Source organism: Enterobacter sp. Bisph1 (assembly GCF_000814905.1).
Lineage (GTDB): Bacteria > Pseudomonadota > Gammaproteobacteria > Enterobacterales > Enterobacteriaceae > Kosakonia.
In genome coordinates this window covers 74,241-100,993 of the sequence record NZ_JXAG01000032.1, presented here as the reverse complement: position 1 = coordinate 100,993, position 26,753 = coordinate 74,241, and the positions used below count along the sequence as shown (strand labels likewise).

The 26,753-nt window shown below is 52.2% G+C and carries 19 protein-coding genes and 5 pseudogenes; 14 read left to right on the top strand and 10 right to left on the bottom strand.

Annotated features, from left to right (window positions below; translation table 11 throughout):
• Positions 1-207: 207 nt before the first annotated feature.
• A complete protein-coding gene (locus RW65_RS07240; protein WP_039056029.1) occupies positions 208-1,218 on the top strand; it encodes a hypothetical protein in 1,011 nt (336 codons plus the stop codon).
• 234 nt (positions 1,219-1,452) lie between these two features.
• On the opposite strand, the gene RW65_RS07235 is transcribed toward RW65_RS07240, so the two are convergent.
• A complete protein-coding gene (locus RW65_RS07235) occupies positions 1,453-3,594 on the bottom strand; it encodes an EAL domain-containing protein (RefSeq protein ID WP_039056028.1) in 2,142 nt (713 codons plus the stop codon).
• 450 nt (positions 3,595-4,044) lie between these two features.
• Between RW65_RS07235 and RW65_RS07230 the strand changes: the two genes are divergently transcribed.
• The 4 genes from RW65_RS07230 to dbpA all read left to right on the top strand — a co-directional run bounded on the left by RW65_RS07230 (position 4,045) and on the right by dbpA (position 8,218).
• Entirely contained in the window at positions 4,045-5,232 is a 1,188-nt protein-coding gene (locus tag RW65_RS07230) for a methyl-accepting chemotaxis protein (protein WP_039056027.1), read from the top strand.
• A gap of 153 nt (positions 5,233-5,385) precedes the next feature.
• Positions 5,386-6,369 (top strand): zinc transporter ZntB, encoded by a 984-nt coding sequence (gene zntB / locus RW65_RS07225; RefSeq protein WP_039056026.1) that lies wholly within the window; start codon positions 5,386-5,388, stop codon positions 6,367-6,369.
• A 271-nt stretch (positions 6,370-6,640) separates the two neighbouring features.
• On the top strand, positions 6,641-6,814 hold the full coding sequence (gene ynaL, locus RW65_RS22600) for a proline-rich small protein YnaL (RefSeq protein ID WP_156123979.1): 174 nt from the start codon (positions 6,641-6,643) through the stop codon (positions 6,812-6,814).
• 30 nt (positions 6,815-6,844) lie between these two features.
• Positions 6,845-8,218: an ATP-dependent RNA helicase DbpA gene (gene dbpA / locus RW65_RS07220; protein ID WP_039056025.1), complete on the top strand. Its 1,374-nt coding sequence runs from the start codon at positions 6,845-6,847 to the stop codon at positions 8,216-8,218.
• 36 nt (positions 8,219-8,254) lie between these two features.
• Here dbpA and ttcA read toward each other — a convergent pair whose 3' ends face one another.
• Both ttcA and RW65_RS23000 read right to left on the bottom strand, forming a co-directional pair.
• Positions 8,255-9,190, bottom strand: coding sequence for a tRNA 2-thiocytidine(32) synthetase TtcA (gene ttcA, locus RW65_RS07215; protein WP_039056024.1), 936 nt, complete (start codon positions 9,188-9,190; stop codon positions 8,255-8,257).
• Between the two features lie 106 nt (positions 9,191-9,296).
• Positions 9,297-9,568, bottom strand: a pseudogene (locus RW65_RS23000) (site-specific integrase); the annotation flags it as partial.
• A 5-nt stretch (positions 9,569-9,573) separates the two neighbouring features.
• Between RW65_RS23000 and RW65_RS21700 the strand changes: the two are divergent.
• From RW65_RS21700 to RW65_RS07205, 3 genes and pseudogenes are all read left to right on the top strand, one after another.
• Positions 9,574-9,684 (top strand): annotated as a pseudogene (locus RW65_RS21700) (IS3 family transposase); the annotation flags it as partial.
• Positions 9,685-9,721: 37 nt separating this feature from the next.
• A pseudogene (locus RW65_RS07210) lies at positions 9,722-9,910 on the top strand (DUF4376 domain-containing protein); the annotation flags it as partial.
• Positions 9,911-10,144: 234 nt separating this feature from the next.
• Positions 10,145-11,458, top strand: a complete 1,314-nt coding sequence (locus RW65_RS07205) for an AppA family phytase/histidine-type acid phosphatase (protein WP_039056023.1) — start codon at positions 10,145-10,147, stop codon at positions 11,456-11,458.
• 365 nt (positions 11,459-11,823) lie between these two features.
• Here RW65_RS07205 and nifJ read toward each other — a convergent pair whose 3' ends face one another.
• Positions 11,824-15,348: a pyruvate:ferredoxin (flavodoxin) oxidoreductase gene (gene nifJ, locus RW65_RS07200; RefSeq protein WP_039056022.1), complete on the bottom strand. Its 3,525-nt coding sequence runs from the start codon at positions 15,346-15,348 to the stop codon at positions 11,824-11,826.
• A gap of 330 nt (positions 15,349-15,678) precedes the next feature.
• Between nifJ and RW65_RS07195 the strand changes: the two genes are divergently transcribed.
• Positions 15,679-15,945: a putative hemolysin gene (locus RW65_RS07195; RefSeq protein ID WP_039056021.1), complete on the top strand. Its 267-nt coding sequence runs from the start codon at positions 15,679-15,681 to the stop codon at positions 15,943-15,945.
• On the opposite strand, the gene hslJ is transcribed toward RW65_RS07195, so the two are convergent.
• The 3 genes from hslJ to RW65_RS07180 form a co-directional block, all read right to left on the bottom strand.
• Positions 15,939-16,361: a heat shock protein HslJ gene (gene hslJ / locus RW65_RS07190; protein ID WP_039056020.1), complete on the bottom strand. Its 423-nt coding sequence runs from the start codon at positions 16,359-16,361 to the stop codon at positions 15,939-15,941. The two genes, RW65_RS07195 and hslJ, sit on opposite strands and share 7 nt — an antisense overlap.
• Positions 16,362-16,471: 110 nt before the next feature.
• On the bottom strand, positions 16,472-17,461 hold the full coding sequence (locus RW65_RS07185; RefSeq protein WP_039056019.1) for a 2-hydroxyacid dehydrogenase: 990 nt from the start codon (positions 17,459-17,461) through the stop codon (positions 16,472-16,474).
• 130 nt (positions 17,462-17,591) lie between these two features.
• Positions 17,592-17,777 (bottom strand): hypothetical protein, encoded by a 186-nt coding sequence (locus tag RW65_RS07180; protein WP_039056018.1) that lies wholly within the window; start codon positions 17,775-17,777, stop codon positions 17,592-17,594.
• A 171-nt stretch (positions 17,778-17,948) separates the two neighbouring features.
• On the opposite strand from RW65_RS07180, the gene RW65_RS07175 reads away from it, so the two are divergent.
• The 3 genes from RW65_RS07175 to RW65_RS07165 are packed head-to-tail and all read left to right on the top strand — an operon-like array spanning position 17,949 to position 21,110.
• The gene (locus RW65_RS07175) at positions 17,949-20,588 is read left to right on the top strand and encodes a YdbH family protein (protein WP_039056017.1); all 2,640 of its coding nucleotides are present in this window, start codon (positions 17,949-17,951) and stop codon (positions 20,586-20,588) included.
• Entirely contained in the window at positions 20,585-20,776 is a 192-nt protein-coding gene (locus tag RW65_RS07170) for a YnbE family lipoprotein (protein WP_039056016.1), read from the top strand. Before RW65_RS07175 ends, RW65_RS07170 begins: the two co-directional genes overlap by 4 nt.
• Positions 20,777-20,783: 7 nt before the next feature.
• Positions 20,784-21,110, top strand: coding sequence for a YdbL family probable chaperone protein (locus RW65_RS07165; RefSeq protein ID WP_039056015.1), 327 nt, complete (start codon positions 20,784-20,786; stop codon positions 21,108-21,110).
• Between the two features lie 135 nt (positions 21,111-21,245).
• On the opposite strand, the gene azoR is transcribed toward RW65_RS07165, so the two are convergent.
• On the bottom strand, positions 21,246-21,851 hold the full coding sequence (azoR, locus tag RW65_RS07160; RefSeq protein ID WP_039056014.1) for an FMN-dependent NADH-azoreductase: 606 nt from the start codon (positions 21,849-21,851) through the stop codon (positions 21,246-21,248).
• A gap of 201 nt (positions 21,852-22,052) precedes the next feature.
• On the opposite strand from azoR, the gene hrpA reads away from it, so the two are divergent.
• Positions 22,053-25,955, top strand: coding sequence for an ATP-dependent RNA helicase HrpA (gene hrpA, locus RW65_RS07155; RefSeq protein WP_039056104.1), 3,903 nt, complete (start codon positions 22,053-22,055; stop codon positions 25,953-25,955).
• A 6-nt stretch (positions 25,956-25,961) separates the two neighbouring features.
• Here hrpA and RW65_RS22595 read toward each other — a convergent pair.
• Positions 25,962-26,069, bottom strand: a pseudogene (locus tag RW65_RS22595) (methyltransferase); the annotation flags it as partial.
• 1 nt (position 26,070) lies between these two features.
• Here RW65_RS22595 and RW65_RS22995 point away from each other — a divergent pair.
• Positions 26,071-26,261 (top strand): annotated as a pseudogene (locus RW65_RS22995) (recombinase family protein); the annotation flags it as partial.
• Between the two features lie 37 nt (positions 26,262-26,298).
• Here the strand turns inward: RW65_RS22995 and RW65_RS07145 are convergent.
• The gene (locus RW65_RS07145) at positions 26,299-26,706 is read right to left on the bottom strand and encodes a cupin domain-containing protein (RefSeq protein ID WP_039056012.1); all 408 of its coding nucleotides are present in this window, start codon (positions 26,704-26,706) and stop codon (positions 26,299-26,301) included.
• Positions 26,707-26,753 lie beyond the last annotated feature (47 nt).

Genomic DNA, 26,753 nt, shown 5'->3' with positions numbered 1-26,753 from the left:
AACGGCTGTGGCTAAATGATCTTATATTCACTGAAGATTATGACGCAGATTAAGCACACAATACTCATTAAATAATGATGCCTAAATTATATATATCATTAACTGGCCTGACCGGATGAAATACTATTGATTTTAGTGAGCGCACTTTTGAACGATTTTTCGTAATTTGTGCTTATATATGACAAGCGTATACGCAATGGAGGACCTATGGTTCTTAAGCCAAGAATTGATGCCAAAAAACATGGAGTTTCAGTTGCTTTGCATCTTAAGCGCGATACAGAGCTTTTATCCGCGAAAACAGTCAATAAATTGCTGCAAATTATTTACGATGATCTGCGAGATATTATTAATGTTGTTTACGCGGCGCGCTCAGAGGTTAATTATACTCTCCCCGGCTCTATCGTGACGGCAAACCTTGCGCGGCGGTTTATTATCGAGGCCGGGGAAAGAGATGAGCGAGGAATGCTGGTGCCTGAAGATTGGCGCTATTTCCAAAACTGGCATTTTTATACCGACACCACGTGCATGATGGATGGATATGAGTCCTGTCACTTATTGATAAAAAAGATGTTTTCTAAATGTCTTTTTGTCAGCGAACTCGAAAAAGCGAAAACCATATTAGCTAACAGCCCATATTTGCAGAGCGATCCAAATCGCAGGCAGATCGAGGACTTTATTCTCAGGGCAGAGGTGAAGGCGAAACAACAAAAAAACCACGCTATTAATGATGCGATGGAGCGAATGCGTACTATAGGGCTATTTAGAAGTGAGAATTTAACGGCTTTTAAGCAGATAGTCAGCGAGTATATCGCCAGAGAATTTGATACCAATAAATCTACTCTAACCATGAACAGTTATAAAATGATGATGAAGCGAAAAGTAAAACACTTCATTTTATTGGATACGGCACAATTAAAAGAAAGGATTGACACTATTTTATCAGATTACCCGGATTCCGATCCTTTACAAAAGGAGATGGCGCTTTGGTATAAGCTCATGCAACTCGGCGCGAAGGGCGATGAAAAATACCAGATCGGCGAAAGCGTGACCCTTTATTTTACCGGTATACGCGGAGAGCTGGACTGGTGGACAAAAGAAGAGTGTAGTGAAAAAGGTTACGCGACACTGCGTCCTGAAACCAGAACCATTCCATCTGAAAAGGACTATCTCCTTGAAGTGAATAGGTTAAGCGTAAATTTTAACGCGCTGCAACCCTAGCCAGCCAGCTATTATCAGCGTGTTCTATAAAGGTGATACATGGAAAGAAAGGTAAACCCCTGGCGAGGACTATTTTTACCTTCGTGAGGACATTAAACGCCGCTGGGTCGTCCCGGCACATCAGCGGCATGATGGACTTTCAAAGCGAACCTCAGTGTTAATCTTTATCCATCATAAGGCATAATATTAATCGTTCACTCGGATGCGGCTTTTCCGCTGGCTAATTGTTTAAGATTAGCGTCCCGGGCAGGCTTTTTTTTGCAACGTCTCTGAGCTTTCCTGCGAATAGTGGAAGTTATTTTGCTCCAGCAATGCGGAAACCTTCTCCACCGGCATAGGGCGCGCATAAAGAAAACCCTGCAGATAAGCACAGCCCATATTGGTCAGCAGCGCCTGCTGTTCGACAGTTTCAATTCCTTCTGCAACCACATGCATATTCATCGAGTGGGCAATATCAATGATTGTCGACACAATCTTCACGTTACGGCTGTTGTCGCGAATATCCTTAACAAAACTGCGGTCAATTTTTAATTCGGTCGCCGGTAGCCGCTTGAGCATCAGCATATTGGAATAACCGGTACCAAAATCATCAATCGCCACCGTAATGCCCAACTGAGCGAACTGGTGAAGAAGCTGCACGCTACGATCAAGATTTTTAAGCGCGGTATTTTCGGTAATTTCCAGGGTCAACTGGAGCGGGTTGAGCCGGTATCGCAGCAACGCGTCGGTGATTTGATCGTAAATGTCATGCTGTTCAAACTGGCTGGGTGAGAGATTAATTGCCAGCGTCAGATGGCTAAAGCCCTGGTTATTCCATTCATGTAACTGTCTGCATGCTTCCTCGATCACCCAGTGCCCGACAGAAATAATTAACCCGGTTTTTTCCAGCATCGATAAAAAGGCCGCCGGCGGCAGAATTCCCTGAGTGGGATGATGCCATCGCAACAGGGCTTCGAAGCCCGTGAGCATTTGTTCCGGCGCGCTATATTGCGGTTGATACCACAGCTCAAATTGATCGCGGGCTAAAGCCTGCGACAGATCTTGCAAAAACAGCGGATCGTCGACGGTTTTTTGTGCCATTCCCGGCTGGAAAACGGCCCAGCCGTTGCGGCCTTCCTGTTTAACGCTGTACATCGCGGTATCGGCTTTTAATTTCAGCTCGTGCGCGCAGTCGCCATGTAGTGGGGAGTAACAGATGCCAACGCTAAGCGAGACGTTCAGGACATGGTTCAATTCGTAAAACGGCTGTTGAATCGTTGCCACCATTTTTTTTACCAGCGTCTCAATCTCCTCTTCGCAAGTGTCCGGCACGAGCAGGGTAAATTCATCGCCGCCAAGGCGTGCCAGTACCATCTTTTCACTCAAACAGGCGGACAAACGCCCGGCGACGGCAATTAACAGGCGGTCGCCGATATGATGCCCCCAGGCATCATTCACCAGCTTAAAGCGATCCAAATCCATATAGATTAGCGCTAAGGCTGTCTCTTTTTCTAACCGTTCGCGAAGGGCGCTCTCGAGCGTATTCTCAAATTGGGTGCGGTTGGGCAGGCCGGTGAGGGGATCAAACCAGGCCTGTTTTTCAAGCTGCTGATTAAGCTGGCGCAGGCTGTCCGTCAGACGCGCGGTGCGCAGTTGAGAATCAATCATTGAAATAAACAACATGATGCCGAAAATGACCAGCGTGGTGGTCGCCACCCATAATGAAAGCCCCAGTTCACCAACACCATTATGGATAAGCGTCGGTGCCTCATGGAGCACGCTGGTTGAGCCGTTATGATTAAATGTCGCGGCGCTCATGGCGGTGTAATGCATTGCACTTATCGCCACACCCATTGCCAGCGCCGCCAAAAGACGATTAATAAACACGCCGTGGGTATTTTGCCGCAGGCTGAATGCCAGCCACAGAGCAACCCAGGCGCTGATCAGAGCAACAGCGACAGAAAGCGCAATTAGCCCGATATTCCAGTAAATGGTGATAAACCCCATCATCGCCGCCATGCCCAGGTAGTGCATCGACACGACCCCGGCGCTAAGTAGCAGGGTGGCCAACAGCAGGCGTTTGATGGGCAATGTTTTGCCCGCCACGGCTATATTGATGGCCATAATAGAGGTCAGCATCGCGGCAATAAATGACAGCAGCGTAAGTTGTAAGTCGTAATGCATCATCACCGGCATTTTCATCGCCAGCATGCCGACATAATGCATTGACCAGATGCCCATGCCGAGCGTCGCCCCACCGGCGAAACGCCAGAATAACGCACTACGCGGTCCTGACGTCGCCACTTTACCTGCACTGTCCAATGCCACAAAGGAAGCAATGAAGGCCACCATAAAAGAGATGCCGATCAACACCGGGTCCCACGACACATTGAGCATCAGACAATCCACACAGGTAATAAGTAATATCTAATCCTGGCATTAAATTGCGCAGCTAACCTGATGAATTTAATGGCTACGCAGTTTTATTTTTTGTCAGGGGCGAATACATCACAAATAAATTTTGCTTTATTCATCGGCAGCGCAGGCAATAACTTAAATAAAGTGAACGGTTTATCAAGGGTTAATTTCATTGAGTGATGAATATATTATTTGCCAGGGTATTAAATTTTGCTATTTTTTATATGATATATTTCTATGAACATCATAAATTCGATAGATTTTACTTATTCAGAGTCGTATTCAGGTTGTGAAAGCAGTAAAATGACGACTTAAGCAAAACTTTCATTATAAAAATGCAAACATCCATCGGTATCAATTTCGCCGTGAAAAAGCGAATTCTCAATGTTATAAGAATTCTACTTCCCCGGTGTTTATGCAGGTTTCGCTATGTTTAGAAATATTAGTGTCAGAACATTTATCATTTTATATTTTTTAATTTCTTTAATTATTTTAGATGCATTAGTGATCGTTGTCTCAAAAAATATTTCACTTTTTATCGCAGCCTGCGCTGTATCGATAATATCCCTGGTATTACTCTGGGTTTATATGACGCAATATTTAGTCACGCCGATAAATACCGTTAAAAAAAGTATTGAAAACGTGACATCAGGGGATCTTTCTATTGTTATTCCTGAGTTTGGTAATAATTGCGCCGGTCGATTAATTCCAGGTATTAATAGCCTGTCAGCCAGTATTGCATGCCTTGTCAAAGAGATCCGCTCATCATCGGATACGGCCCTTGAGCTTTCCGCGCAGCTGGCTTCACGTAGCGCCGATCTTTCTGTCAAAACCGAAGAGCAGTCCGCCGCGCTGGTGCAAACGGCATCCAGTATGGAGCAGATGGCTTCGAGCACCAAAAACAACGCCGACAATACCCGACTCGCCAGTACCCGGGCTAAGGACGCCACCGACTGCGCGCAGAAAGGGGGCCATTTAATGAGTCAGGTAGCGAAAAATATGCACTCGATTACCGATTGCACCGAGCAGATGAGCGAAATTATCTCTCTGATCGATGGGATTGCTTTCCAGACCAATATTCTGGCGTTGAATGCGGCGGTAGAAGCCGCGCGCGCTGGCGATCACGGGAAAGGTTTCTCCGTGGTGGCGGCGGAAGTGCGTCATCTGGCTCAGCGCAGCGCGCAGGCGGCGAAAAACATTAAATCCCTGATTGCCGTCACCACCGATAACGTTAATCAGGGTGCAACGGTGGTTAGCGAAGCAGAACAGAATATGCACGATATTCTCTCCGGTGCGAGTGTGGTGAGTAAGTTAATGGATGAGATTGCCGTGACCACGTTGCAGCAGGAGAAGGGGATTTCGCAGATTACCCTTGCGTTAGCGGAGCTGGAAAAAGTGACGCAAAGTAACGTCACGATGGTGGATGAACTGGCGGGTTCGTCCGATGTCTTGCAGCACCAGGTTGAAGGGCTGCTGCAACGTGTCGGTAAATTCCGCCTCGACGAGGGGAGAAAACCGGTAATCGGCCAAAAAACGACGCAGCCGGAAAGAACGTCTGTACGTGCGATAGCCGAACCGCTGTTAGCCAAACAGGAAAATTACTGGCACTCTTTTTAATCCTCACCCCTCAGCGCATCAAATGAATGGCCCGATAATGCGGGCCATTTTCATTGCAATCGTATTTAATTTGTTAACAAATTCAGCGTGATGATTGCTTAACCTTGCCATATAGCTAGACTTGCAAAATACCATGCGTATTGGGGAGGCTGTGTGGAAGCAATTAAAGGAACAGATATGAATGTTCCGGATGCCGTATTTGCCTGGCTTTTTGACGGCAAAGGCGGGGTAAAACCGCTGGAAAACAGCGACGTCATCACCACGGGTACCCCGTGTTGGGTACATTTAAACTATACCAACCGGGAAAGTGCCCAATGGCTGGAGACCACACCGGTATTGCCAAACAGCGTACGTACGGCGCTCGCGGGCGAAAGTACGCGCCCGCGGGTAAGCCGGATGGGTGAGGGAACTTTACTCACGCTGCGCTGCATCAATGGCAGTACGGACGAAAGGCCGGATCAGCTGGTGGCGGTGCGCGTTTATATGGACGAGCGGATGATTGTCACCACTCGCCAGCGTAAAGTGCTGGCGCTGGATGACGTGGTCAGCGAACTCGAAGAGGGCTCCGGCCCGACAGATTGTGGCGGCTGGCTGGTGGATGTGTGCGATGCGTTAACCGATCACGCCAGCGAATTTATTGAATCACTGCATGACCGGATTATCGACCTTGAAGATGATTTGCTTGATATGCAAATCCCGCCGCGCGGCATGCTGGCGCTGCTGCGCAAACAACTTATCGTGATGCGTCGCTATATGGCACCGCAGCGGGATGTGTTTGCGCGCCTCTCAAGCGAACGTCTGCCGTGGATGAACGATGATCAGCGCCGGCGTATGCAGGATATTGCCGATCGGCTGGGACGCGGACTGGATGAAATTGATTCCTGCATTGCACGTACCGGCGTGATGACCGATGAGATAACCCAGGTGATGCAGGAGTCGCTGGCGCGGCGCACCTACACCATGTCGCTGATGGCGATGGTTTTTTTGCCCAGTACTTTTCTAACCGGCCTGTTTGGCGTCAATCTTGGCGGCATTCCCGGCGGCGGCTGGCATCTGGGTTTCGCCTTTTTTTGCTTAATGTTAGTGGTGCTGATCGGCGGGGTTACCTGGTGGTTGCATCGCAGTAAATGGCTGTAAAATTTCACTTTTTTAACAAAATATGAACATAAAAACGCTTTATTCATTGAGCGAGGTCAATAAATGCAATACCCATTCAGGGCAATATTCATCTCGCAGGTGAATGCAACGTCAAGCGATGGGCGTTGCGCTCCATATTGTCTTACTTCCTTTTTTGAATTACTGCATAGCACAATTGATTCGTACGACGCCGACTTTAATAGTCGGCTTTTTTTTGCCTCTGACCTGCTGACGTCTACGCTTAACGAGTAGACCACCACAGGAGGTAATGATGAACGTACGCTATTTCGCCTCTCCACAGATGAGCGATCCGATTCCGACGGATCCGGTACCGATTCCCGACCCGATTCCCCGTCCGCAGCCGATGCCCGATCCGCCACCGGATGAAGTACCGATTAAAATGTCGCGTTACCAGGGCAGATCTGAGAGGATACGCGCCTGCTAAACGTAAGCCATTTTATCGCGAGAAAACACAGTGACCGCTTTTTCAACCCTCAATACTTTGCCTCAAGCCCAGATCGACAACCTGACCGAGCTGGGCTATCTCTCTATGACGCCTGTCCAGGCGGCGGCGCTGCCTGCCATTCTTGCGGGTAAAGATGTGCGGGTGCAGGCGAAAACCGGCAGCGGTAAAACAGCGGCGTTTGGCTTAGGGCTATTACAGCATATCGATGCCAGCCGCTTTCATACCCAATCATTGATCTTATGCCCGACGCGCGAGCTGGCGGACCAGGTAGCGAATGAACTGCGCCGTTTAGCGCGTTATAAACCTAATATCAAAATCCTGACCTTGTGCGGCGGACAGCCGTTTGGCGCACAGCGTGACTCTTTACAACATGCGCCGCATATTATTGTCGCCACCCCCGGACGCTTGCTTGACCACCTGCAAAAAAGCACCGTTTCGCTGGATAATCTGCAGACGCTGGTGATGGATGAAGCGGATCGCATGCTCGATATGGGCTTTAGCGACGCGATTAATGAGATAATCGCCTTCGCGCCAGCATCACGCCAGACGCTGCTGTTTTCCGCGACCTGGCCGGAAGCCATCGCCGCGATTAGCGGTCGCGTACAGCGCAACCCGGAAACTATCGAGATTGACACCGTTGATGCGCTGCCCGCCGTTGAACAGCAGTTCTTTGAAGTCTCCCGCGGCGGTAAAGCTAGCCTGCTGCAAAAGCTGCTCAGCGAACATCGCCCGGCATCCTGCGTGGTGTTCTGTAATACCAAAAAAGATTGCCAGGAAGTCTGCGATGCGCTGAATGCGGCCGGTCAGGATGCGCTGGCGCTGCATGGCGATCTGGAGCAGCGCGATCGCGATCAAACGCTGGTGCGTTTCGCCAACGGCAGCGCTCGTGTACTGGTTGCTACCGACGTTGCCGCACGCGGGCTGGATATCAAATCCCTTGAGCTGGTGGTGAACTACGAACTGGCATGGGATCCGGAAGTTCACGTTCACCGTATTGGGCGCACCGCGCGCGCCGGTAACAGCGGGCTGGCTATTAGTCTTTGTGCGCCGGAAGAGGCGCAGCGGGCGAATATTCTGGCAGAAATGCTGCAGCTTAAGCTGAACTGGCTGAATCCGCCGGCAAATGGCAAAGTCATGCCGCTGGAAGCTGAAATGGCGACCTTGTGCATTGACGGCGGTAAGAAAGCCAAGATGCGCGCCGGGGATGTTCTCGGTGCGTTAACGGGTGAGATGGGATTTGATGGCGCGGATATCGGCAAAATTACTATCCATCCTGCGCACGTATATGTGGCCGTACGTCAAAGCGTGGCGCGTCAGGTGTGGAAACAGCTGCAAAGCGGCAAAATTAAAGGCAAGGCTTGCCGCGTGCGTTTGCTGAAATAAACTCAAGCCTCTCTGGCGTATCAGAGAGGCAAAGCATCACTTCACTTCAATCACGTTAAGGCGCAGTTCGTCGAGCTGCGCATCGTCCTCTTCCGGTTGCCAGCCCGCAGGCTGCATTGGGATCTCTTCACGATCGAATGCCAGATCGCCGCCGTTCACCACTTCTGAACCGTGGGTGATCCCTTTAAAGTCAAACAGGCTGGTATCGCTCAGGTGCGACGGCACCACATTCTGCATCGCGCTAAACATGGTTTCGATGCGCCCCGGATAGCGTTTATCCCAGTCACGCAGCATATCGCCAATCACCTGACGTTGAAGATTCGGCTGGGAACCGCACAGGTTACACGGAATAATCGGGAAGCCTTTCGCTTCGGAAAAACGCTCGATATCCTTCTCGCGGCAGTACGCCAGCGGACGAATGACGATATGTTTGCCGTCGTCGCTCATCAGTTTCGGCGGCATACCTTTCATTTTCCCGCCGTAGAACATATTCAAAAACAGCGTTTGCAGAATGTCATCCCGATGGTGACCAAGGGCAATTTTGGTAGCACCCAGTTCTGTGGCGGTGCGGTAAAGAATGCCACGGCGCAGACGAGAGCAGAGCGAACAGGTGGTTTTGCCTTCCGGGATCTTCTCTTTCACAATGCCGTAGGTATTTTCTTCGACAATCTTGTATTCAACGCCGAGAGAATCGAGATACTGCGGCAGAATATGCTCCGGGAAGCCCGGCTGTTTCTGATCGAGATTAACGGCCACCAGCGAAAAGTTAACCGGCGCGCTCTGTTGCAGATTGCGCAGGATCTCCAGCATGGTGTAGCTGTCTTTGCCGCCGGAAAGGCAGACCATAATGCGATCGCCTTCTTCAATCATATTGAAGTCGGCAATGGCTTCGCCCACGTTGCGACGCAGACGCTTCTGCAGCTTGTTGAGGTTGTATTGTTCTTTCTTCGTATTTTTTTGATTTTCAAGCATTATTTAGTATCTCAGGAAGCTTTAGTGGCACCATAGAGGCAAACCATCTTCACAGGACCAGGCGGTCATTCGGCATGCCGATCTGATCCTGGTTCATTTCCTCTATCTATGCACCGTAAATTTCATAAACCATCTGTGCGTTTTCATGCCTCTTGGGCGGGCTATGAAAGACGGATTGCACCGGCAGTAAAAGCAATCAGGCAAAGGTATGGCGCGTATGGTACGGATTACGGCGGCGAATACCAGCACGTTTTACAGCAGCGTTAATCTTGTCACCGATACATGATACAGAGTAATGGGCTTTTGGACTCCTTTCCGTGGGCTAGGCATGAACACAAAATGTACTTTTTGTAGTTCCATCGATCCGTATTCCCGGTGAGCTGAAACAGGCGGTATGCGAGTACATCCACTATTACAATCATGGATGTATCAGCTTAAGGCTAAAAGGCCTGAGTCCGGTAGAGTACCGAACCCAGGCACTGAAGGCCGCTTAATATGAACTATCCAACTTTATGGGGGGCAGGATCAGGCTGGAGTGACGCGTCAAATGACGCCGTATCGATGACAATGGCACAGCTACAGGAACTGGCAGCGGCAATGGCGCAGGCACAGGTGGCGAGAAATGATGAGATATATAAGCGTCAGCGGGAGATGAAGGATGAGCTGGATAGATGCGATGATTTAAGCTCAATGAAAAAGTTTGCCATCATCAGTGATTAGCACTCGATTCTGGACTTTTGTGCGCGATAACTCAATTCGGAATTGAGCGCTAATTAGTCCCGGGAAAATGAGAAGTTACAGTTTGAGACACAGGTAAACTATAACTTAATGATAATTTAAACTGTTGGATAGTTGTGATTACAGGGGTAAGATAAATTCTATCTGGCAGTAATGTCTAAACAATATTTTATTTGGGATACTAATTTTTTCATTCATGAGAAAGGAGTGCTGATAATGAAAGGGTTGTTTATTCGGTTGTTATTTCCTGTTCTTATATTTGGATCTAATTCATTATATGCTGAAGAATCAAACGAAATGAAGCTTGAGCGGGTAGTGATAGTAAGTCGCCATGGAGTAAGAGCACCTACAAAGCTCCCCCCTTTAATGCAGGAAATAACGCCTTATCAGTGGCCGAAATGGGATGTTCCTCTCGGATGGTTGACCCCACGAGGTGGAGAGCTTACTTCTAAATTGGGAGCGTTTCAACGTTTTCGCCTGGTGGAGAAAGGTCTGCTAGCTAACCAAACTTGTCCATCTGCAGACCAGATTGCCATTATTGCTGACACAGATCAAAGAACACGTAAAACTGGAGAATCATTTGTAGCCGGGTTCGCACCAGAATGTCAAATACAAATACGTTATCAAAAGGATGCAGCAAAAAAAGACCCTCTGTTTAATCCAGTTCGGATGGGGGAGTGTTCGTTCAATACATTGACGGTTAAAAAAGCTATTCTGGAAAAGGCCGGAGGAAGTATTGAGCAGTATAGCCAGCGTTTTCAATCCGGGTTTGAGGCTTTAGAAAATGTGTTAAATTTCTCACAGTCTAAGTTATGTAAGGAGGCAGGGAACCCAGAGAGGTGCACATTACAAAATGTCTTACACTCTGACCTGAAGGTAACGCCTTATAGCGTATCTTTGCCTGGTTACTGGAGTCTTTCATCAATGCTGACTGAGATCTTTCTTTTGCAAGAGGCTCAGGGAATGCCACTGGTAGGTTGGGGGCGTATTAGCCGAGAAAAACAATGGAAAGAGTTATTAAGTTTACATAACGCACAGTTTGACCTTTTACAACGAACTCCGGAAGTTGCACGTATCAGGGCAACGCCACTACTCGATTTAATTAATAATGCATTAGCGACAGAGGGTACGACATTAAAAAAATACGACCTGAAGTTACCCGTATCTCTATTGTTTATAGTGGGCCATGATACTAATCTTGCCAATATCAGTGGGGCATTAGATCTTAACTGGTCTCTCCCGGGCCAACCAGATAATACCCCTCCTGGCGGGGAACTTGTTTTTGAAAGATGGAAAAGGGCTAGCGATAATACTTATTGGGTTCGTGCTTCTTTTGTTTATCAAACGCTTAAGGATATGAAGGATATTACTCTAAATAATCATCCAGCAAAAGTTGATGTTGAGATGAGGGCATGTGAAGAGAAAAATATGCAGGGGATGTGTTCATTAAAAAGTTTTTCCAAACACATTGAGGCGGTCCGTATACCAGAATGCACATTAATAGATTCAGCATCTTTTTTGGGAAATTGACTGCTCTCAACCGTAAATGGTGAATATTACAACTTTTAAAAAAACGAACCACCCGAGCGTTTTTGCCTGAAAATCAAAGCCACAACTGCTGAAAATGGTGGCAAGAAAAAGGCTCAATTCAGTTTTTTTAGCGCCAGCTGTTACGGCAACGCTGACAGACATACGCTATCAGGGCTGGATTGTCGCAATGCTTTGCGTTGGAGGCAGGCTTTTATCACGCCAACCGGGCCGCCTCAAGTTGCTCCTCAGCAATAAACACCTTCAATACGATAAATTCACCGCTGTGGCTGTCGCGCGTACAGGCAGTTAAATGCAGCCAATAAAAAAGCCACCGACAGTTATCGGTGGCTTTTATCGTAGAGAATTTACTCCGCTGCGCTTTTATCGGTTTTACCGGCCAGCTGCGCCAGAAAATCGTAGCGTTTTTGCAGGTCGGCCGCGGCGTCTTTCCATAACTGTTCGGCGACCTCCGGCTGCTGAGCGTTCAGGCGACGGAAGCGCTGCTCATTGAGCAAGGTTTCCGCCAGCGCATCTGACGGCGGGCGGGAATCCAGCGCCAGCGGGATTTTACCTTCCGCTTCACGACGGGGATCGTAGCGGTACAGCGGCCAGAAACCGGTGGCGGTGAGCTGACGCATCTGATCGTGGCTCAGAGCCAGATCGTAGCCGTGCTCTTCGCAGGGGCTGTAAGCAATAATCAACGAAGGACCGGGATAAGCTTCCGCTTCCTGAATGGCTTTCACCGTCTGATTAAGCTGCGCGCCGAGGGAAATCTGCGCCACATAAACATGCCCGTACATCATCATACTGACGCCGAGATCTTTACGCGCTTTGCGTTTACCGTGCTCGCCAAACTTGGTCACCGCGCCCAGCGGCGTCGCTTTTGAAGCCTGGCCGCCGGTATTGGAATAACACTGGGTGTCAAGCACCAGAATATTGACGTTCTCTGTCAGGCTCAGGACATGATCGAGGCCACCAAAGCCGATGTCATAAGCCCAGCCGTCGCCACCAATCAGCCAGATCGATTTTTCCACCAGCGCATCGGCATCCGTTAGCAATTGTTGCGCGTCAGCGACGTCGGCCAGCGCTGTGCGTAATTCAGCAACCTGGGCCCGACGCGCTTCGGGCGTCGCTTCAGCGTGTAATGCAGCGTTTAATTCCGCCGGAATATGTTCAGCAAACTGAGCAACCAGCCGCATCACGCGCGTGCGGTGCTGATCGACGCTTAAGCGGAAGCCAAGGCCGAACTCGGCGTTATCTTCAAACAGCGAGTTCGCCCATGCCGGGCCGCGCCCGGCGGCATCGGTGGTGTAGGGCGTTGAAGGCAGGTTGCCGCCATAGATGGATGAACAACCGGTGGCATTGGCGATCATCATCCGGTCACCATACAGTTGCGTCAGCAGTTTGATATAGGGCGTTTCACCGCAGCCGGAACAGGCACCAGAGTATTCAAACAGCGGGGAAATCAGCTGCGAGGTGCGAATATCAATGCGCTCAAGGCTGCTGCGGTCAATCTCCGGTAGATCGAGGAAGAAGTCGTAATTCACTTTCTCCTCTTCAACGTGTTCGAGGCGCGACTTCATATTGATCGCCTTGATATCCGGATTCTGCCTGTCTTTCGCCGGACATACTTCTACGCACAGATTGCAGCCGGTGCAATCCTCCGGCGCGACCTGCAGCACATACTTCTGCCCGCGCATATCGCGGGATTTGACATCCAGCGAATGCAGGCCGGCGGGGGCGTTTGCCAGGGCTTCTGGCGAAACCACTTTCGCGCGAATAGCCGAGTGCGGGCAGGCGGCGACGCAGTGGTTACACTGGGTACAGAGTTCCTCTTTCCAGATCGGGATCTCTTCAGCGATATTGCGCTTCTCCCAGCGCGTTGTACCAACGGGCCATGTGCCGTCCGGCGGTAGCGCAGAAACAGGTAATGCATCGCCCAGCCCGGCCAGCATGGCTGCGGTAACGGTTTTGACAAAATCCGGTGCGGAATCGGACACCACCGGCGGCCGGTGGGCGCTGTGCGGGTCGACCGCTTCCAGCGGCACGTTAAACAGCGATTCGCGGGCCATTGCCAGCGCCTGCCAGTTACGTTCCACCAGTTCCTGGCCTTTACTGCTGTAGCTTTTGGCGATAGCGCCCTGCAGTTCAATCAGCGCGCTGTCGCCCGGCAGGACACTGGTCAGATGGAAGAACGCCATCTGCATAACGGTATTAATACGCGCCGCCAGCCCGCATTCGCGAGCGATTTTTGCCGCGTTGATAACATAGAAACGCGCTTTTTTCTGATTCAGTACCGCCTGCACTTCCTGCGGCAGACGTGACCAGACTTCCTCCGCGCCATAAGGGGTGTTAAGCAGGAAGATACCGCCCGGTTTCAGGCGTTCAGCCATTTGGTATTTGTCGATAAATTGCAGTTGGTGGCAGCCAACAAAATCCGCCTGTGACACCAGATAAGCGGAGTTGATTGGTTTTTCGCTCACCCGCAGATGCGAAACCGTCAAACCCCCGGCTTTTTTCGAGTCATAGACGAAATAACCCTGCGCATACCACGGCGTCGAGTTACCGATAATTTTAATATTGTTTTTGGTGGCCGACACGCTGCCGTCGCTGCCCAGCCCATAGAACAGGGCTTCCAGTTTCGCATGGGACGGCAGGGTATTTTCCGGCAGCGGCAGAGAAAGATTGGTCACATCATCATAAATGCCGACGGTAAAGCGCGGTTTCGGTTTCGCCTCGCGCAATTCGTTAAAGATGGCCAGTACACATTCAGGACCAAACTCTTTTGAAGAGAGACCGTAGCGACCGCCTATTACGCGCGGTAATCTATCGCGCTCGCCCTGGTTAAACGCTTCCGCCAGCGCCGTCATCACATCCAGATAAAGAGGTTCGGCATGGGCACCGGGCTCTTTGGTACGATCCAACACCGCCACGGTTTTCGCGCTTTGTGGCAGCGCCGACAACAGATGCGCAGCGCTGAACGGACGATAGAGGCGCACCTTCAGCACGCCGACTTTTTCACCGCGCGTGAGCAACTCATCTACCACTTCTTCACAGGTGCCGATCGCCGAACCCATCAGGATGATTACGCGTTCGGCCTGCGGATGTCCGTAATATTCAAACGGCTGGTAACTGCGACCGGTGGCGTCGGCGAAATCCTTCATCGCCTGCTCAACGTGCGCATATACCGCGTTGTACCATGGGTTGGTGGCTTCACGGGACTGGAAATAGGTATCGGGATTTGCCGAAGTGCCACGGATAACAGGATGTTCCGGGTTCAATGCGCGGGCGCGGTGCTCGTCAATTTCATGCTGCGGCAGCAGGTTTCGGATAGTGTCGTCCGACAGCGGCATGATTTTGTTAATTTCATGGGAGGTGCGAAAACCATCAAAGAAATGAATAAACGGCACGCGGCTTTTCAGGGTCGCGATATGCGAGATAAGGGCGAAATCCTGCGCTTCCTGCACGCTTCCCGCCGCCAGCATTGCGCAGCCGGTCTGGCGAACGGCCATCACATCGGAGTGATCGCCAAAAATAGAGAGCGCGTGGGTTGCCACGGTGCGTGCGGCAACGTGCAGAACAAACGGCGTCAGTTGCCCGGCCAGTTTGTAAAGCGTTGGGATCATCAGCAGCAAGCCCTGCGATGACGTAAAAGAGGTGGAAAGCGCACCGGTCTGTAATGCACCGTGCACGGCGGCAATCGCGCCGGCTTCCGACTGCATCTCAACAACGCGGGGCGTATCACCCCAGACGTTTTTCAGCCCGTTTCCGGCCCACGCGTCAGCCTGTTCAGCCATGGTTGAACTGGGCGTTATTGGGTAGATGGCGATAACTTCACTGGTGCGGAAAGCGACTGACGCGACCGCGCCATTACCGTCAATAGTAATCATATGGGTGCTCTCATTACTCAAAAGTAGAGGCCTGGTAAACGGCGACAAGCCCTATCGTTATCTTTCTATTTTAGCAAACCGCCGCGCGGCCAATTTTCGCTTTTGTGTCCTGCGGTATAACGGGAATCAATGAATGGCGATTTAGAGCTCAGCGAAGCGGTGTAAAGATAAGATACGGGACACAAACCAGAGCACCGCTCAACAAAAGCGCAAAAAATTGTTTCAGAGGGCGATAAAGTTGCTTTTCAGCTCTCGACGGATTGTGCTGGTCTGCCTATGATGCTTGGGTTTCGCAATATTATCCTGAGGACACAGGGCAGGGGGAGAGCAATGCGCTCAGCATTTTTTATCGGGTGTGCCGCGTTATTTTTATCGGCATGCAGCAATGAACCCGTACAGCAGGCGACCGCCGCGCACGTAGCGCCGGGACTAAAAGCCGCCATGTCTAGCGGCGGGCAGGCGAACTGCGCAATGATTGGTGGTTCGTTATCGGTAGCGCGACAGCTGGATGGGTCGATGACAGGAATGTGTGCGCTGCCCAATGGCAAGCGCTGCACAGAGCAGTCCCTTGCCACCGGCAGCTGCGGCAGTTACTGAGCTTTCGCTGCGCGCGTATAAATCAGGGTCTGCGATGAAGTCGCCAGCGTCAGCTGATCGCCAGTGAGATCGATCTGCGCGCCATCAGTGAGCATGGTATTGATGGTGTGATCCAGTTCGTTAAGCTGCGGCTCAACGCACATCATCATCGTCATACCCATGTGTTTCACGGTTAATGTGCCATCAGAGAGTTTTCCCTGGCCCATAAAGCGGTTACACATTTTGCCCGCAACGCGCAGGTCTTTATCAAAACTTATCTCTGGCGCGCCGGTTGTCGTATGAACGGCCTGGCCATTAACGGTGGTCAGCACAAAACGCTGATCCACAAGCTGCTGTGGTTTAAGGGTATCGGTGCGTGAACTGACGCAGCCAGATAACGCTACGCTCAAGGCAAGCAAAGTCATTAGTTTTTTCATCTCATCCTCTAAGGGCTTATCCATAAGTTGGGGAATATTAACATACTGCGCCCGGGCGTCATCGGAGTGAATCCGAAAGGGTTCCTCATTCCCCTGAGGAACCTTTCGCGTCAGGCCAGCACGTTCGGGCAGTTCTCGCCGTCGCGTAATTGACGCAGATTTTCCAGCGTCGTTTCAGAAATACTGATCAACGCTTCGGCCGTCAGAAACGCCTGGTGACCGGTAAACAGCACGTTGTGGCAGGCCGATAAACGACGGAACACATCGTCCTGAATAACATCGTTAGATTTATCTTCAAAGAACAAATCACGCTCATTCTCATAAACATCCATCCCGAGCGCGCCGATTTTTTGGGTCTTTAGCGCCTCGATTGCGGCTTGCGAATCGACTAATCCGCCGCGGCTGGTGTTAATGATCATCACGCCATCTTTCATTTGCAAAAAAGCGTTACGATCCAGCAGATGGAAGTTTTCCGGCGTCAACGGGCAGTGGAGAGAGATAACATCCGCCTGAGAAAACAGCGTCGCTAAATCGACATACTCGACGCCCAGTTCAAGGGCCGCCGCTGACGGATAGGGATCGAACGCCAGCAGGCGCATACCAAAACCTTTTAGAATACGCAGGGCGGCAATACCGATTTTGCCGGTACCGATAACGCCCGCCGTTTTACCGTACATGGTAAAACCCGTTAGTCCTTCCAGCGAAAAGTTTGCATCGCGGGTACGCTGATAAGCGCGGTGGATACGGCGGTTAAGGGTCATCATCATACCAATGGCATGCTCTGCTACCGCTTCAGGCGAGTAGGCAGGGACGCGCACAACCTGCAAACCTAACTCTTTTGCCGCCTCGAGATCGACGTTATTAAACCCGGCGCAGCGCAGCGCGATCCATTTCACCCCGTGCTTTTTTAACTCTTCCAGCACCGGGCGGCTGCCATCGTCGTTAACAAAAATACAGACGCCTTCGCAGCCGTTGGCGGTTTTGGCCGTTTTTTCCGTTAACAGAAAGTCGAAAAATTCAAGATCGTAGCCATATTTCTCGTTTACCTGCTGCAAATACTTTTTATCGTATTGCTTTGTGCTGTATATCGCGAGTTTCATAAGACTTTCTCCAATGGTTTTCTGCCCACATTATCACGCATCAAAAATATGATGTAAACGTTCAACTTTAATTGATGGTGCCAGACCAGCGCAGGCGTATGGATCCAGTATATCCCCTATTGGACGAGTGTTAGCGTAATTGCTTTAATGCACTGCCTGCGCCAAAACTAATGGCGAAAGCGGCAATCACACCGATGAGCCACGGGATTTTGGAGTCGTGAAAATAGTGAGCGCTGAGATAATCGCTGAAGGTAAAGCAGGTGAAAATGGTGGCACCGATAAACCAGCCGCGAATCAAAGAGCCTTTAGTGAACATACGCAAAATCCATAAATTAATGATAGTAAAGAATTATTTTCTGCCACTACTGAAAGGGCAACCGTCGGACTATGATTAAAACGGCTCGCGCCTTCAAAGGGGCGGCAAAACATGACACAATAATCGCCCGAACCGGCTTAATCATATGAAAAATCAGGATATTAGCTGCCCATGAAGGGTAAATACAAAGCCGCCATCGCCCTGGTGTTACTGCTTATTTTGCTGCCGCTTACGCTGCTGATGACCCTTGCGCAATGGGTGCCGACGCTGGTTGGCATCTGGCTGCCGGTCGGCACGCGCATCGCCCTGGAAGAGAATCCACGCATCACACGCCACGCATTACTGATTCCTGAACTGCGTTATTTTGCGGATGACTGCGCGCTGGCGACGTTACATAACGCTGAGCTTACCCATCCCAGCCGCTGGCAGCTGCGAATTAGCGCGCTGGATATTAACACTGCCTGTATTAATAAACTGCCACAAAATGAAACTGATTCTACCGCGCCGCGCACGCTGGCCGAATGGCAGGCGATGTTGCCCAAAAGCTGGCTGACGGTAGAGAAGTTTACCCTTTCGCCGTGGCAAGCCTGGGGAGGGAAATTATCCCTCGCGCTCACGCCGGACACTCAGCAGCTCAGCTACACAGGCGATCGCATTGAACTCAATGCGCGCTTGCGCGGGCAGGCTCTTAGCGTTAACGGTCTGACGCTGCAGCTGTTTGACGCGCAGCCACCGCTGACGCTGGGCGGTGAATTTACCCTGCCGATGGTTCCCAACGGCGTGCCGGTTAACGGGCATATGGAAAGCACCGTCACCCTGGCGCAGCAGCCGGGCGTCGTCGATGTCGATCTCGACTGGCGTGAAAACGCCGGGCAACTGGTCGTCATGGCGCGTGACGGCGGCGATCCGCTGCTCGATCTGCCGTGGCAACTCACCCCTCAGCAACTGACCATCAGCGATGGGCGCTGGAACTGGCCTTATCAGGGTTTTCCCCTTAGTGGCCGCGTGGGCTTAAAAGTCGACAACTGGCAACAGGGACTGGACAAAGCGCAGTTCTCCGGGCGCTTAAACGTCTTAACCCAGGGCGATGCCGGGAAAGGCAATGCGGTATTAACGCTGGGACCGGGCCGTCTTGGTACTGAGCGTAATGAGCTGCCGCTGCAGCTGACCGGGGAAGCAAAGCGGGGCGATCTGGTGCTGTATGCGGTGCTGCCGGCGCAGCTGAAGGGCACCCTTAGCGAGCCAGAACTGATTTTTGCGCCGAGCGCGCTGCTGCGCTCGCGCGGGCGGATAATTGATTCCCTTAATATTGATGAGGTGCGCTGGCCGCTGGCGGGCGTCAAACTGACCCAGCGCGGTATTGACGGGCGTTTACAAGCCATCCTGCGTGCCCATGAGAACGCGCTGGGGGATTTTCGTCTGCATCTTGACGGCCAGGCGGACGATTTTTTACCCGACAACGGTCTGTGGCGCTGGCGCTACTGGGGCGAGGGGCATTTCACCCCGATGAATGCGCGCTGGGATGTCGCCGGGCGCGGCGAGTGGCGCGATAACACCATTACCCTTACGGATCTGTCGACGGGCTTCGACCAGCTGCAATATGGCGCGATGCATATGGCGACACCCAGATTAGTGCTGGAGTCGCCGGTACAATGGGTACGTGATAAAGACAACCCGCAGTTTACCGGCGCGCTGACGCTGGATGCCGGGCAAACCACCTTTAGCGCAGGCAGCGTATTGCCACCTTCGACGCTGAAATTTAGCGTTTCCGGTAGCGAGCCGACATTTTTCCAGTTTAAAGGCTCGCTGCAGGCCGACAATATTGGCCCGGTGCAGGTCAATGGCCGCTGGGACGGCGAGCGTCTGCGCGGCCAGGCGTGGTGGCCGCAGCAGGCGCTGTTTGTTTTCCAGCCGCTGCTACCGCCAGAGTGGAAAATGAAGCTGCTGGACGGCAATTTGTACGCCCAGGTGGCCTTTTCCGCGGCCCAGGATCAGGGCTTTGAAGCGGGCGGACATGGGGTGCTAAAAAACGGCGGCGTCTGGACGCCCGATAACAAAATCAGCGGCGTCGATTTTGTGCTGCCATTCCGCTACCGCGAAGGGAGCTGGCTGCTGGGAACCCACAGACCGGTGTCACTGCGCATCGGCGAGATTACCAATCAGGTGACGGCAAAAAACATTACCGCCGATTTGCAAGGCGCCTGGCCATGGAGCGAAGAAAACCCGCTGGTGCTGAGCGATGTCAGCGTCGATGTGCTGGGCGGCAAAGTGACGATGCAGCAACTGCGTATGCCGCAGCACGATCCGGCATTGCTGCGCCTCAAACATATCTCTGCCAGCGAGGTCATCAGCGCTGTCAATCCCAAACAGTTCGCCCTTTCCGGGCCGTTTGACGGTGCGCTGCCGCTGTGGCTGGATAACCCGCAATGGATTATTAAAGATGGCTGGCTGCATAACCCCGGCCCAATGACGCTGCGAATGGATAAAGATACCGCCGATGCGATAGTCAAAGATCATATGACAGCAGGCGCGGCGATTAACTGGCTGCGCTATATGGAAATCGCCCGTTCATGGACAAAAATCAACCTGGATAATCTGGGAGTATTAACCCTGCAGGCCGTGCTGAGCGGCACCAGTTTTGTCGACGGCAAAAGCAGTACCGTAAATTTGAACTATACCCATGAGGAGAACGTATTCACCTTATGGCGCAGTCTACGTTTTGGCGACAATTTGCAGTCATGGCTTGAGCAACACGCGGCGCTGCCAAAAGCCCGCTGTGCGAAGGGCGAAGAGTGTGAGGATAAACAATGAAAACCCTGAAAGCCGTGCCCGTTATGATAACCACCATAATGCTGGCCGCCTGTACGCCGCGCATCGAAGTGGCGGCACCGAAAGAGCCGATCACCATCAATATGAATGTGAAGATTGAACATGAAATTCATATTAAAGTGGATAAAGACGTGGAAACCTTACTGAAAACCCGCAGCGATCTGTTCTGAGGCGATCATGAAAAAATGTATCGTAACCGCATTGCTGGTGCTGAACCTGTATAGCCTAAGCGCGCTGGCGCTGACCCTCGACGAGGCGCGTTCCCAGGGGCGCGTCGGGGAAACCCTCAACGGCTACCTTGCGCCGATAAGCCAGGATAAAGAGACCCTCATGCTGGTAGATCGCATCAATAAAGCGCGCACCGAGAGTTATCAGCAGTTAGCCGAGCGCAATAATATCGCCATTGATGATGTGGCAAAAATGGCCGGGCAGAAACTGGTGGAGCGCGCCAGGCCCGGCGATTATGTGCAGGGCATCAACGGTAAATGGCTGAAGAAACCCTAAGCGGCGTGCTGAGGACAACGCGTAATCAGACACCAGCGTGGTGTGAATCTTGTCGCGTTTATCTTAGAAGCGGTCGGAAGGGTTTACACAGTGGGGCATAAAAACCCTCCCACCGGGCGGTGAGAGGGGCAGATCTTAAGCGGCTACCAGGCTATCGATCGCGGCTTTCGCGTCGGTCTGCGCTTTACTCGCCACTTCCGGTCCGTAAGCGATGCCTTCAGCGAAGACAAAGTTCACATCGGTAATGCCGATAAAGCCGAGGAACAGTGTCAGGTACGGCGCAATCAGGTCAGAAGGGGTATCTTTATGGATGCCGCCACGGCTGGAAACCACCACCACACGTTTACCTTTCACCAGGCCTTCCGGGCCCGCTTCGGTGTAACGGAAGGTCACGCCCGCACGGGCGACCAGGTCAAAATAGTTTTTCAACTGGGTCGGAATATTGAAGTTGTACATCGGGGCATTAATCACGATCACATCGTGAGCCTGCAGTTCTGCAATCAGCTCGTCGGAGAGATTCAGCGCGTCCTGCTGACGCGGCGTCAGCGGTGCATCGCTCGGGCGCAGCGCGCCAACCAGTTCGCCATCCAGTACCGGAATCGGGTTCGCCGCCAGATCGCGCACGGTGACCTCGTCGCCCGGGTGTTTTTCACGCCATTGCTCAACGAAATAATCGGCTAACTGACCAGACTGTGAATACCCTGCCAGAATACTGGATTTAAGAACCAAAACTTTGCTCATTGGCTGTTTCCTTTGTTGTTATTGCTGTGGGTTGCCCCGTGACGTCATGACACTCTATTCACTATTTAACAACATGAATAGCGCAATATATCGAATCCTATGTTCGAATTTCTTGAACAAGAAAAGGATTACGGCGATGTGCTATCCTGTTGCGATTGGAAACTTTAGATGTATTCCGGCAGCGCTCTGCCCAATAACGCGATGACAGAACAACAGAAATTGACCATTACCGATCTTCAAAAACAGCTCGGCGCGCTAATGCTGCGCGATCAACAGCGCTTTTCCCGCCGCCTTCATGGCAGCAAGAAAATCAAAAACCCTGAATCTCAACAGGCGCTATTGCAGCAGTTGGCGCAAGAGATAGGCGAATCCGCCGCTAAAGTGACGCAGCGCGAGGCCGCGCGGCCGGCTATTGATTACCCGGATAACCTGCCGGTCAGCCAGAAAAAACAGGCGATCCTCGAAGCCATCCGCGATAACCAGGTGGTGATAGTGGCGGGGGAAACCGGTTCCGGTAAAACCACCCAGCTACCGAAAATCTGCATGGAGTTAGGGCGCGGAATCAAAGGGCTGATCGGCCATACTCAACCGCGTCGTCTGGCGGCGCGCACCGTCGCTAACCGTATCGCCGAAGAGTTGAAAACCGAGCCGGGCGGCTGTATCGGCTACAAGGTACGCTTTAGCGATCACGTCAGCGACAACACGATGGTCAAACTGATGACCGACGGTATTCTGCTGGCGGAAATCCAGCAGGATCGGATGCTGATGCAGTACGACACGCTGATTATCGATGAGGCGCACGAACGCAGCCTGAATATCGACTTTTTGCTGGGCTATCTGCGCGAGTTATTGCCGCGTCGCCCGGACCTGAAAGTCATCATTACCTCAGCGACCATCGATCCGCAACGCTTCTCGCGCCATTTTAACAATGCGCCGATTATCGAAGTCTCCGGGCGAACCTATCCGGTAGAAGTGCGTTATCGCCCGATTGTCGAAGAAGCTGATGATACCGAGCGCGATCAGCTACAGGCGATTTTCGACGCCGTAGACGAGCTGGGGCGCGAAAGCCCCGGCGATATCCTGATCTTTATGAGCGGCGAGCGCGAAATCCGCGATACCGCCGATGCTCTGAGTAAGCGCGATCTGCGCCATACAGAAATTTTGCCGCTCTACGCTCGTCTATCGAATAGCGAGCAGAACCGCGTGTTCCAGCCCCACGGCGGGCGGCGCATCGTGCTGGCGACCAACGTGGCGGAAACCTCGCTGACGGTGCCGGGGATTAAATATGTGATAGATCCCGGTACGGCGCGTATCAGCCGCTACAGCTATCGCACCAAAGTGCAGCGTCTGCCGATTGAGCCGGTTTCGCAGGCTTCTGCTAACCAGCGTAAAGGGCGCTGCGGACGCGTCTCTGAAGGGATCTGTATTCGTCTCTATTCGGAAGATGATTTTCTCTCGCGCCCGGAATTTACCGACCCGGAGATCCTGCGTACCAACCTCGCATCGGTCATTTTGCAGATGACGGCGTTGGGACTCGGCGATATCGCGGCCTTCCCGTTTGTTGAAGCACCGGATAAGCGCAATATTCAGGACGGCGTACGGCTGCTGGAAGAGCTTGGCGCGATTGCCAGCGATGAGCAGCAAACGGCTTATAAACTGACAACCCTAGGTCGCCAGCTGTCACAGCTGCCCGTCGATCCGCGTCTGGCACGCATGGTGCTGGAAGCACAAAAACATGGTTGCGTACGCGAAGCGATGATCATCACCTCGGCGCTGTCGATTCAGGATCCGCGCGAGCGGCCGCTGGATAAAAAACAGGCCTCGGACGAAAAGCACCAGCGCTTCCACGATAAAGAGTCTGATTTCCTCGCCTTTGTGAACTTGTGGAACTACATCGGCGAGCAGCAAAAAGCACTCTCTTCTAATCAGTTCCGCCGTCAGTGCCGGGTCGATTACCTCAACTATTTACGCGTGCGTGAATGGCAGGATATCTACACCCAGCTGCGCCAGGTGGTGAAAGAGCTGGGGATCCCGGTAAACAGTGAACCGGCGGAATACCGCGAAATTCATATCGCCTTGTTAACCGGTCTGTTGTCCCATATCGGTATGAAAGATGCCGAGAAGCAGGAGTACACCGGTGCGCGTAATGCCCGTTTCGCCATCTTCCCGGGTTCCGGCTTATTTAAAAAGCCGCCGAAGTGGACGATGGTCGCCGAACTGGTGGAAACCAGCCGCCTGTGGGGGCGCATCGCCGCGCGCATCGATCCGGAGTGGGTTGAGCCGGTGGCGCAGCATCTGCTTAAACGTTCCTGGAGCGAACCGCACTGGGAGCGGGCGCAGGGCGCGGTAATGGCGATGGAAAAAGTGACGGTTTACGGTCTGCCAATCGTCGCCGCGCGCAAGGTGAACTACAGCCAAATCGATCCGGCCCTGTCCCGTGAGTTGTTTATTCGTCATGCGCTGGTGGAAGGCGACTGGCAAACCCGCCACGCGTTCTTTCGCGACAACCTGAAGCTGCGCTCGGAAGTGGAAGAGCTGGAACATAAATCCCGCCGCCGCGACATTCTGGTGGATGACGAAACCCTGTTTGAGTTCTACGACCAGCGCATCAGCCACGAAGTTGTCTCGGCGCGCCATTTCGATAGCTGGTGGAAAAAGGCCAGCCGCGAAATGCCCGATCTGCTCAATTTCGAAAAGAGCATGTTGATCAAAGAGGGTGCCGAAGGGGTCAGCAAACTCGACTACCCGAACTTCTGGCACCAGGGCAACCTGAAGCTACGCCTGAGCTATCAGTTTGAACCGGGCGCGGATGCCGACGGCGTAACGGTACATATTCCGCTGCCGCTATTAAACCAGGTGGAAGAGAGCGGTTTCGAGTGGCAAATTCCCGGCCTGCGCCGCGAACTGGTGATTGCGCTGATTAAATCGCTGCCGAAGCCGACGCGCCGCAATTTCGTTCCCGCGCCGAACTACGCCGAAGCATTCCTCGGTCGCGTTACGCCGCTTGAACTGCCGCTGCTGGATGCCCTGGAGCGCGAGCTGCGCCGGATGACCGGTGTGACCGTCGATCGCGATGACTGGCACTGGGATCAGGTGCCGGATCACCTGAAAATCAGCTTCCGTGTCGTGGATGATAAGAACAAAAAACTGCGCGAAGGGCGTTCCCTGCAGGCGCTGAAAGATAGCCTGAAAGGCAAAGTTCAGGAAACCTTGTCGGCGGTGGCCGACGACGGTATCGAGCAGAGCGGGCTGCATCTGTGGAGTTTTGGTCAGCTACCGGAAAATTACGAGCAGAAACGCGGCAATTACCAAGTGAAAGCCTGGCCGGCGCTGGTAGACGAGCGTGACAGCGTGGCGATCAAGTTGTTTGATAACCCGCTGGATCAGCAACAGGCGATGTGGGGCGGCCTGCGCCGTCTGCTGCTGTTAAATATTCCGTCACCGATTAAGTATCTGCATGAAAAGCTGCCCAATAAAGCTAAGCTGGGGCTCTATTTCAACCCCTACGGCAAAGTGCTGGATCTGATTGATGACTGTATTTCCTGCGGCGTCGATAAGCTGATTGCCGAAGCGGGCGGCCCGGTGTGGACAGAGGAGGCCTTCGCCGCGCTGCACGAAAAAGTGCGTGCAGAGCTGAACGAAACGGTGGTGGAAATTGCCAAACAGGTCGAACAGATCCTCACCGCAGTGTTCAATATCAATAAGCGGCTGAAAGGGCGCGTGGATATGACCATGGCGCTGGGGCTGTCGGATATCAAAGCGCAAATGAGCGGGCTGGTGTATCGCGGCTTTGTCACCGGCAACGGTTTCCGCCGTCTTGGCGATACGCTGCGATATTTGCAGGCGATTGAAAAACGGCTGGAGAAACTGGCGGTCGATCCCCATCGTGACCGGGCAATGATGCTGAAAATCGAGCACACCCAGCAGGCGTGGCAGCAGTGGCTGAATAAACTGCCGCCCGCGCGCCGGGAAGATGAAGAGGTGAAAGCGATCCGCTGGATGATCGAAGAGCTGCGCGTCAGCTACTTTGCCCAGCAGTTAGGCACGCCTTATCCCATCTCCGATAAACGCATTCTGCAGGCAATGGAGCAAATTAGCGCCTGATGTCAGTCAGGCGTTCACCCATGCCAGCGTAAACCCATCCCAGCCTTTGACGCCCACCGTTTGCATCGCGGTGGCCGTCAGGCGCGGATCGGCCCCGATCATCTCAATAAAATAAGGGATTGAACGGGCGCATACGTTGGGTAAATACCGGGGTAAGCAGGCTGACAAGGAACAACACCAGAAGGTGCTGTACTACCGTAAGGTGAAGAAATTGAGTATTCGGGAAACAGCGGATGCGACAGGATATAGCCCCGGATATGCCGTACCCAGGCAATATACCGACAGCAGGATAATACAATGCCATGACCACTATTTCTGACAGAAGGATAGTCATGGCATCACCTTATTTCAGCAGGTTATATTGTTCCTCATCCACGGGCTCCAGCCACTCATTTGAAGCCCCTTCTGCAGGAACCTCCACCGCAATATGGGCAAACCAGCTGTCTTTAGCTGCGCCATGCCAGTGTTTGGTGTCAGGGGGAATATTGACCACATCACCGGCAACCAACTGTCGGGCGGGCTGACCCCACTCCTGATACCAGCCGTAGCCACCGGTTACCAGCAAAATTTGTCCACCTTTGTGGTGAATATGCCAGTTATTACGACACCCCGGCTCAAACACCACATTGCCGATAGCGACGCCTGTCGTGGAGAGCATATTCAGATAACTTGTCCCCTGGAAGTATTGTGCATATGCCTCATTTTTCGGCCCCTTCGGGAAAATACCATTACCATCAAATTTTCCGTTCATTACCGTCTCCTGATATTTCACATTGTATTAAGAATCCGTCTGGCATC

What these genes read in the sequence shown, in the direction of transcription:
- RW65_RS07180 (WP_039056018.1), bottom strand. Translation starts at nt 17,777, where the DNA reads ATGTTCACTAAAGGCTCTTTGATTCGCGGCTGGTTTATCGGTGCCACC.
- hslJ (WP_039056020.1), bottom strand. Translation starts at nt 16,361, where the DNA reads ATGAAAAAACTAATGACTTTGCTTGCCTTGAGCGTAGCGTTATCTGGC.
- ynaL (WP_156123979.1), top strand. Translation starts at nt 6,641, where the DNA reads ATGAACGTACGCTATTTCGCCTCTCCACAGATGAGCGATCCGATTCCG.
- RW65_RS07240 (WP_039056029.1), top strand. Translation starts at nt 208, where the DNA reads ATGGTTCTTAAGCCAAGAATTGATGCCAAAAAACATGGAGTTTCAGTT.
- azoR (WP_039056014.1), bottom strand. Translation starts at nt 21,851, where the DNA reads ATGAGCAAAGTTTTGGTTCTTAAATCCAGTATTCTGGCAGGGTATTCA.
- RW65_RS07175 (WP_039056017.1), top strand. Translation starts at nt 17,949, where the DNA reads ATGAAGGGTAAATACAAAGCCGCCATCGCCCTGGTGTTACTGCTTATT.
- RW65_RS07235 (WP_039056028.1), bottom strand. Translation starts at nt 3,594, where the DNA reads ATGCTCAATGTGTCGTGGGACCCGGTGTTGATCGGCATCTCTTTTATG.
- RW65_RS07145 (WP_039056012.1), bottom strand. Translation starts at nt 26,706, where the DNA reads ATGAACGGAAAATTTGATGGTAATGGTATTTTCCCGAAGGGGCCGAAA.
- RW65_RS07230 (WP_039056027.1), top strand. Translation starts at nt 4,045, where the DNA reads ATGTTTAGAAATATTAGTGTCAGAACATTTATCATTTTATATTTTTTA.
- hrpA (WP_039056104.1), top strand. Translation starts at nt 22,053, where the DNA reads ATGACAGAACAACAGAAATTGACCATTACCGATCTTCAAAAACAGCTC.
- RW65_RS07170 (WP_039056016.1), top strand. Translation starts at nt 20,585, where the DNA reads ATGAAAACCCTGAAAGCCGTGCCCGTTATGATAACCACCATAATGCTG.
- ttcA (WP_039056024.1), bottom strand. Translation starts at nt 9,190, where the DNA reads ATGCTTGAAAATCAAAAAAATACGAAGAAAGAACAATACAACCTCAAC.
- RW65_RS07205 (WP_039056023.1), top strand. Translation starts at nt 10,145, where the DNA reads ATGAAAGGGTTGTTTATTCGGTTGTTATTTCCTGTTCTTATATTTGGA.
- RW65_RS07185 (WP_039056019.1), bottom strand. Translation starts at nt 17,461, where the DNA reads ATGAAACTCGCGATATACAGCACAAAGCAATACGATAAAAAGTATTTG.
- RW65_RS07165 (WP_039056015.1), top strand. Translation starts at nt 20,784, where the DNA reads ATGAAAAAATGTATCGTAACCGCATTGCTGGTGCTGAACCTGTATAGC.
- nifJ (WP_039056022.1), bottom strand. Translation starts at nt 15,348, where the DNA reads ATGATTACTATTGACGGTAATGGCGCGGTCGCGTCAGTCGCTTTCCGC.
- RW65_RS07195 (WP_039056021.1), top strand. Translation starts at nt 15,679, where the DNA reads ATGCGCTCAGCATTTTTTATCGGGTGTGCCGCGTTATTTTTATCGGCA.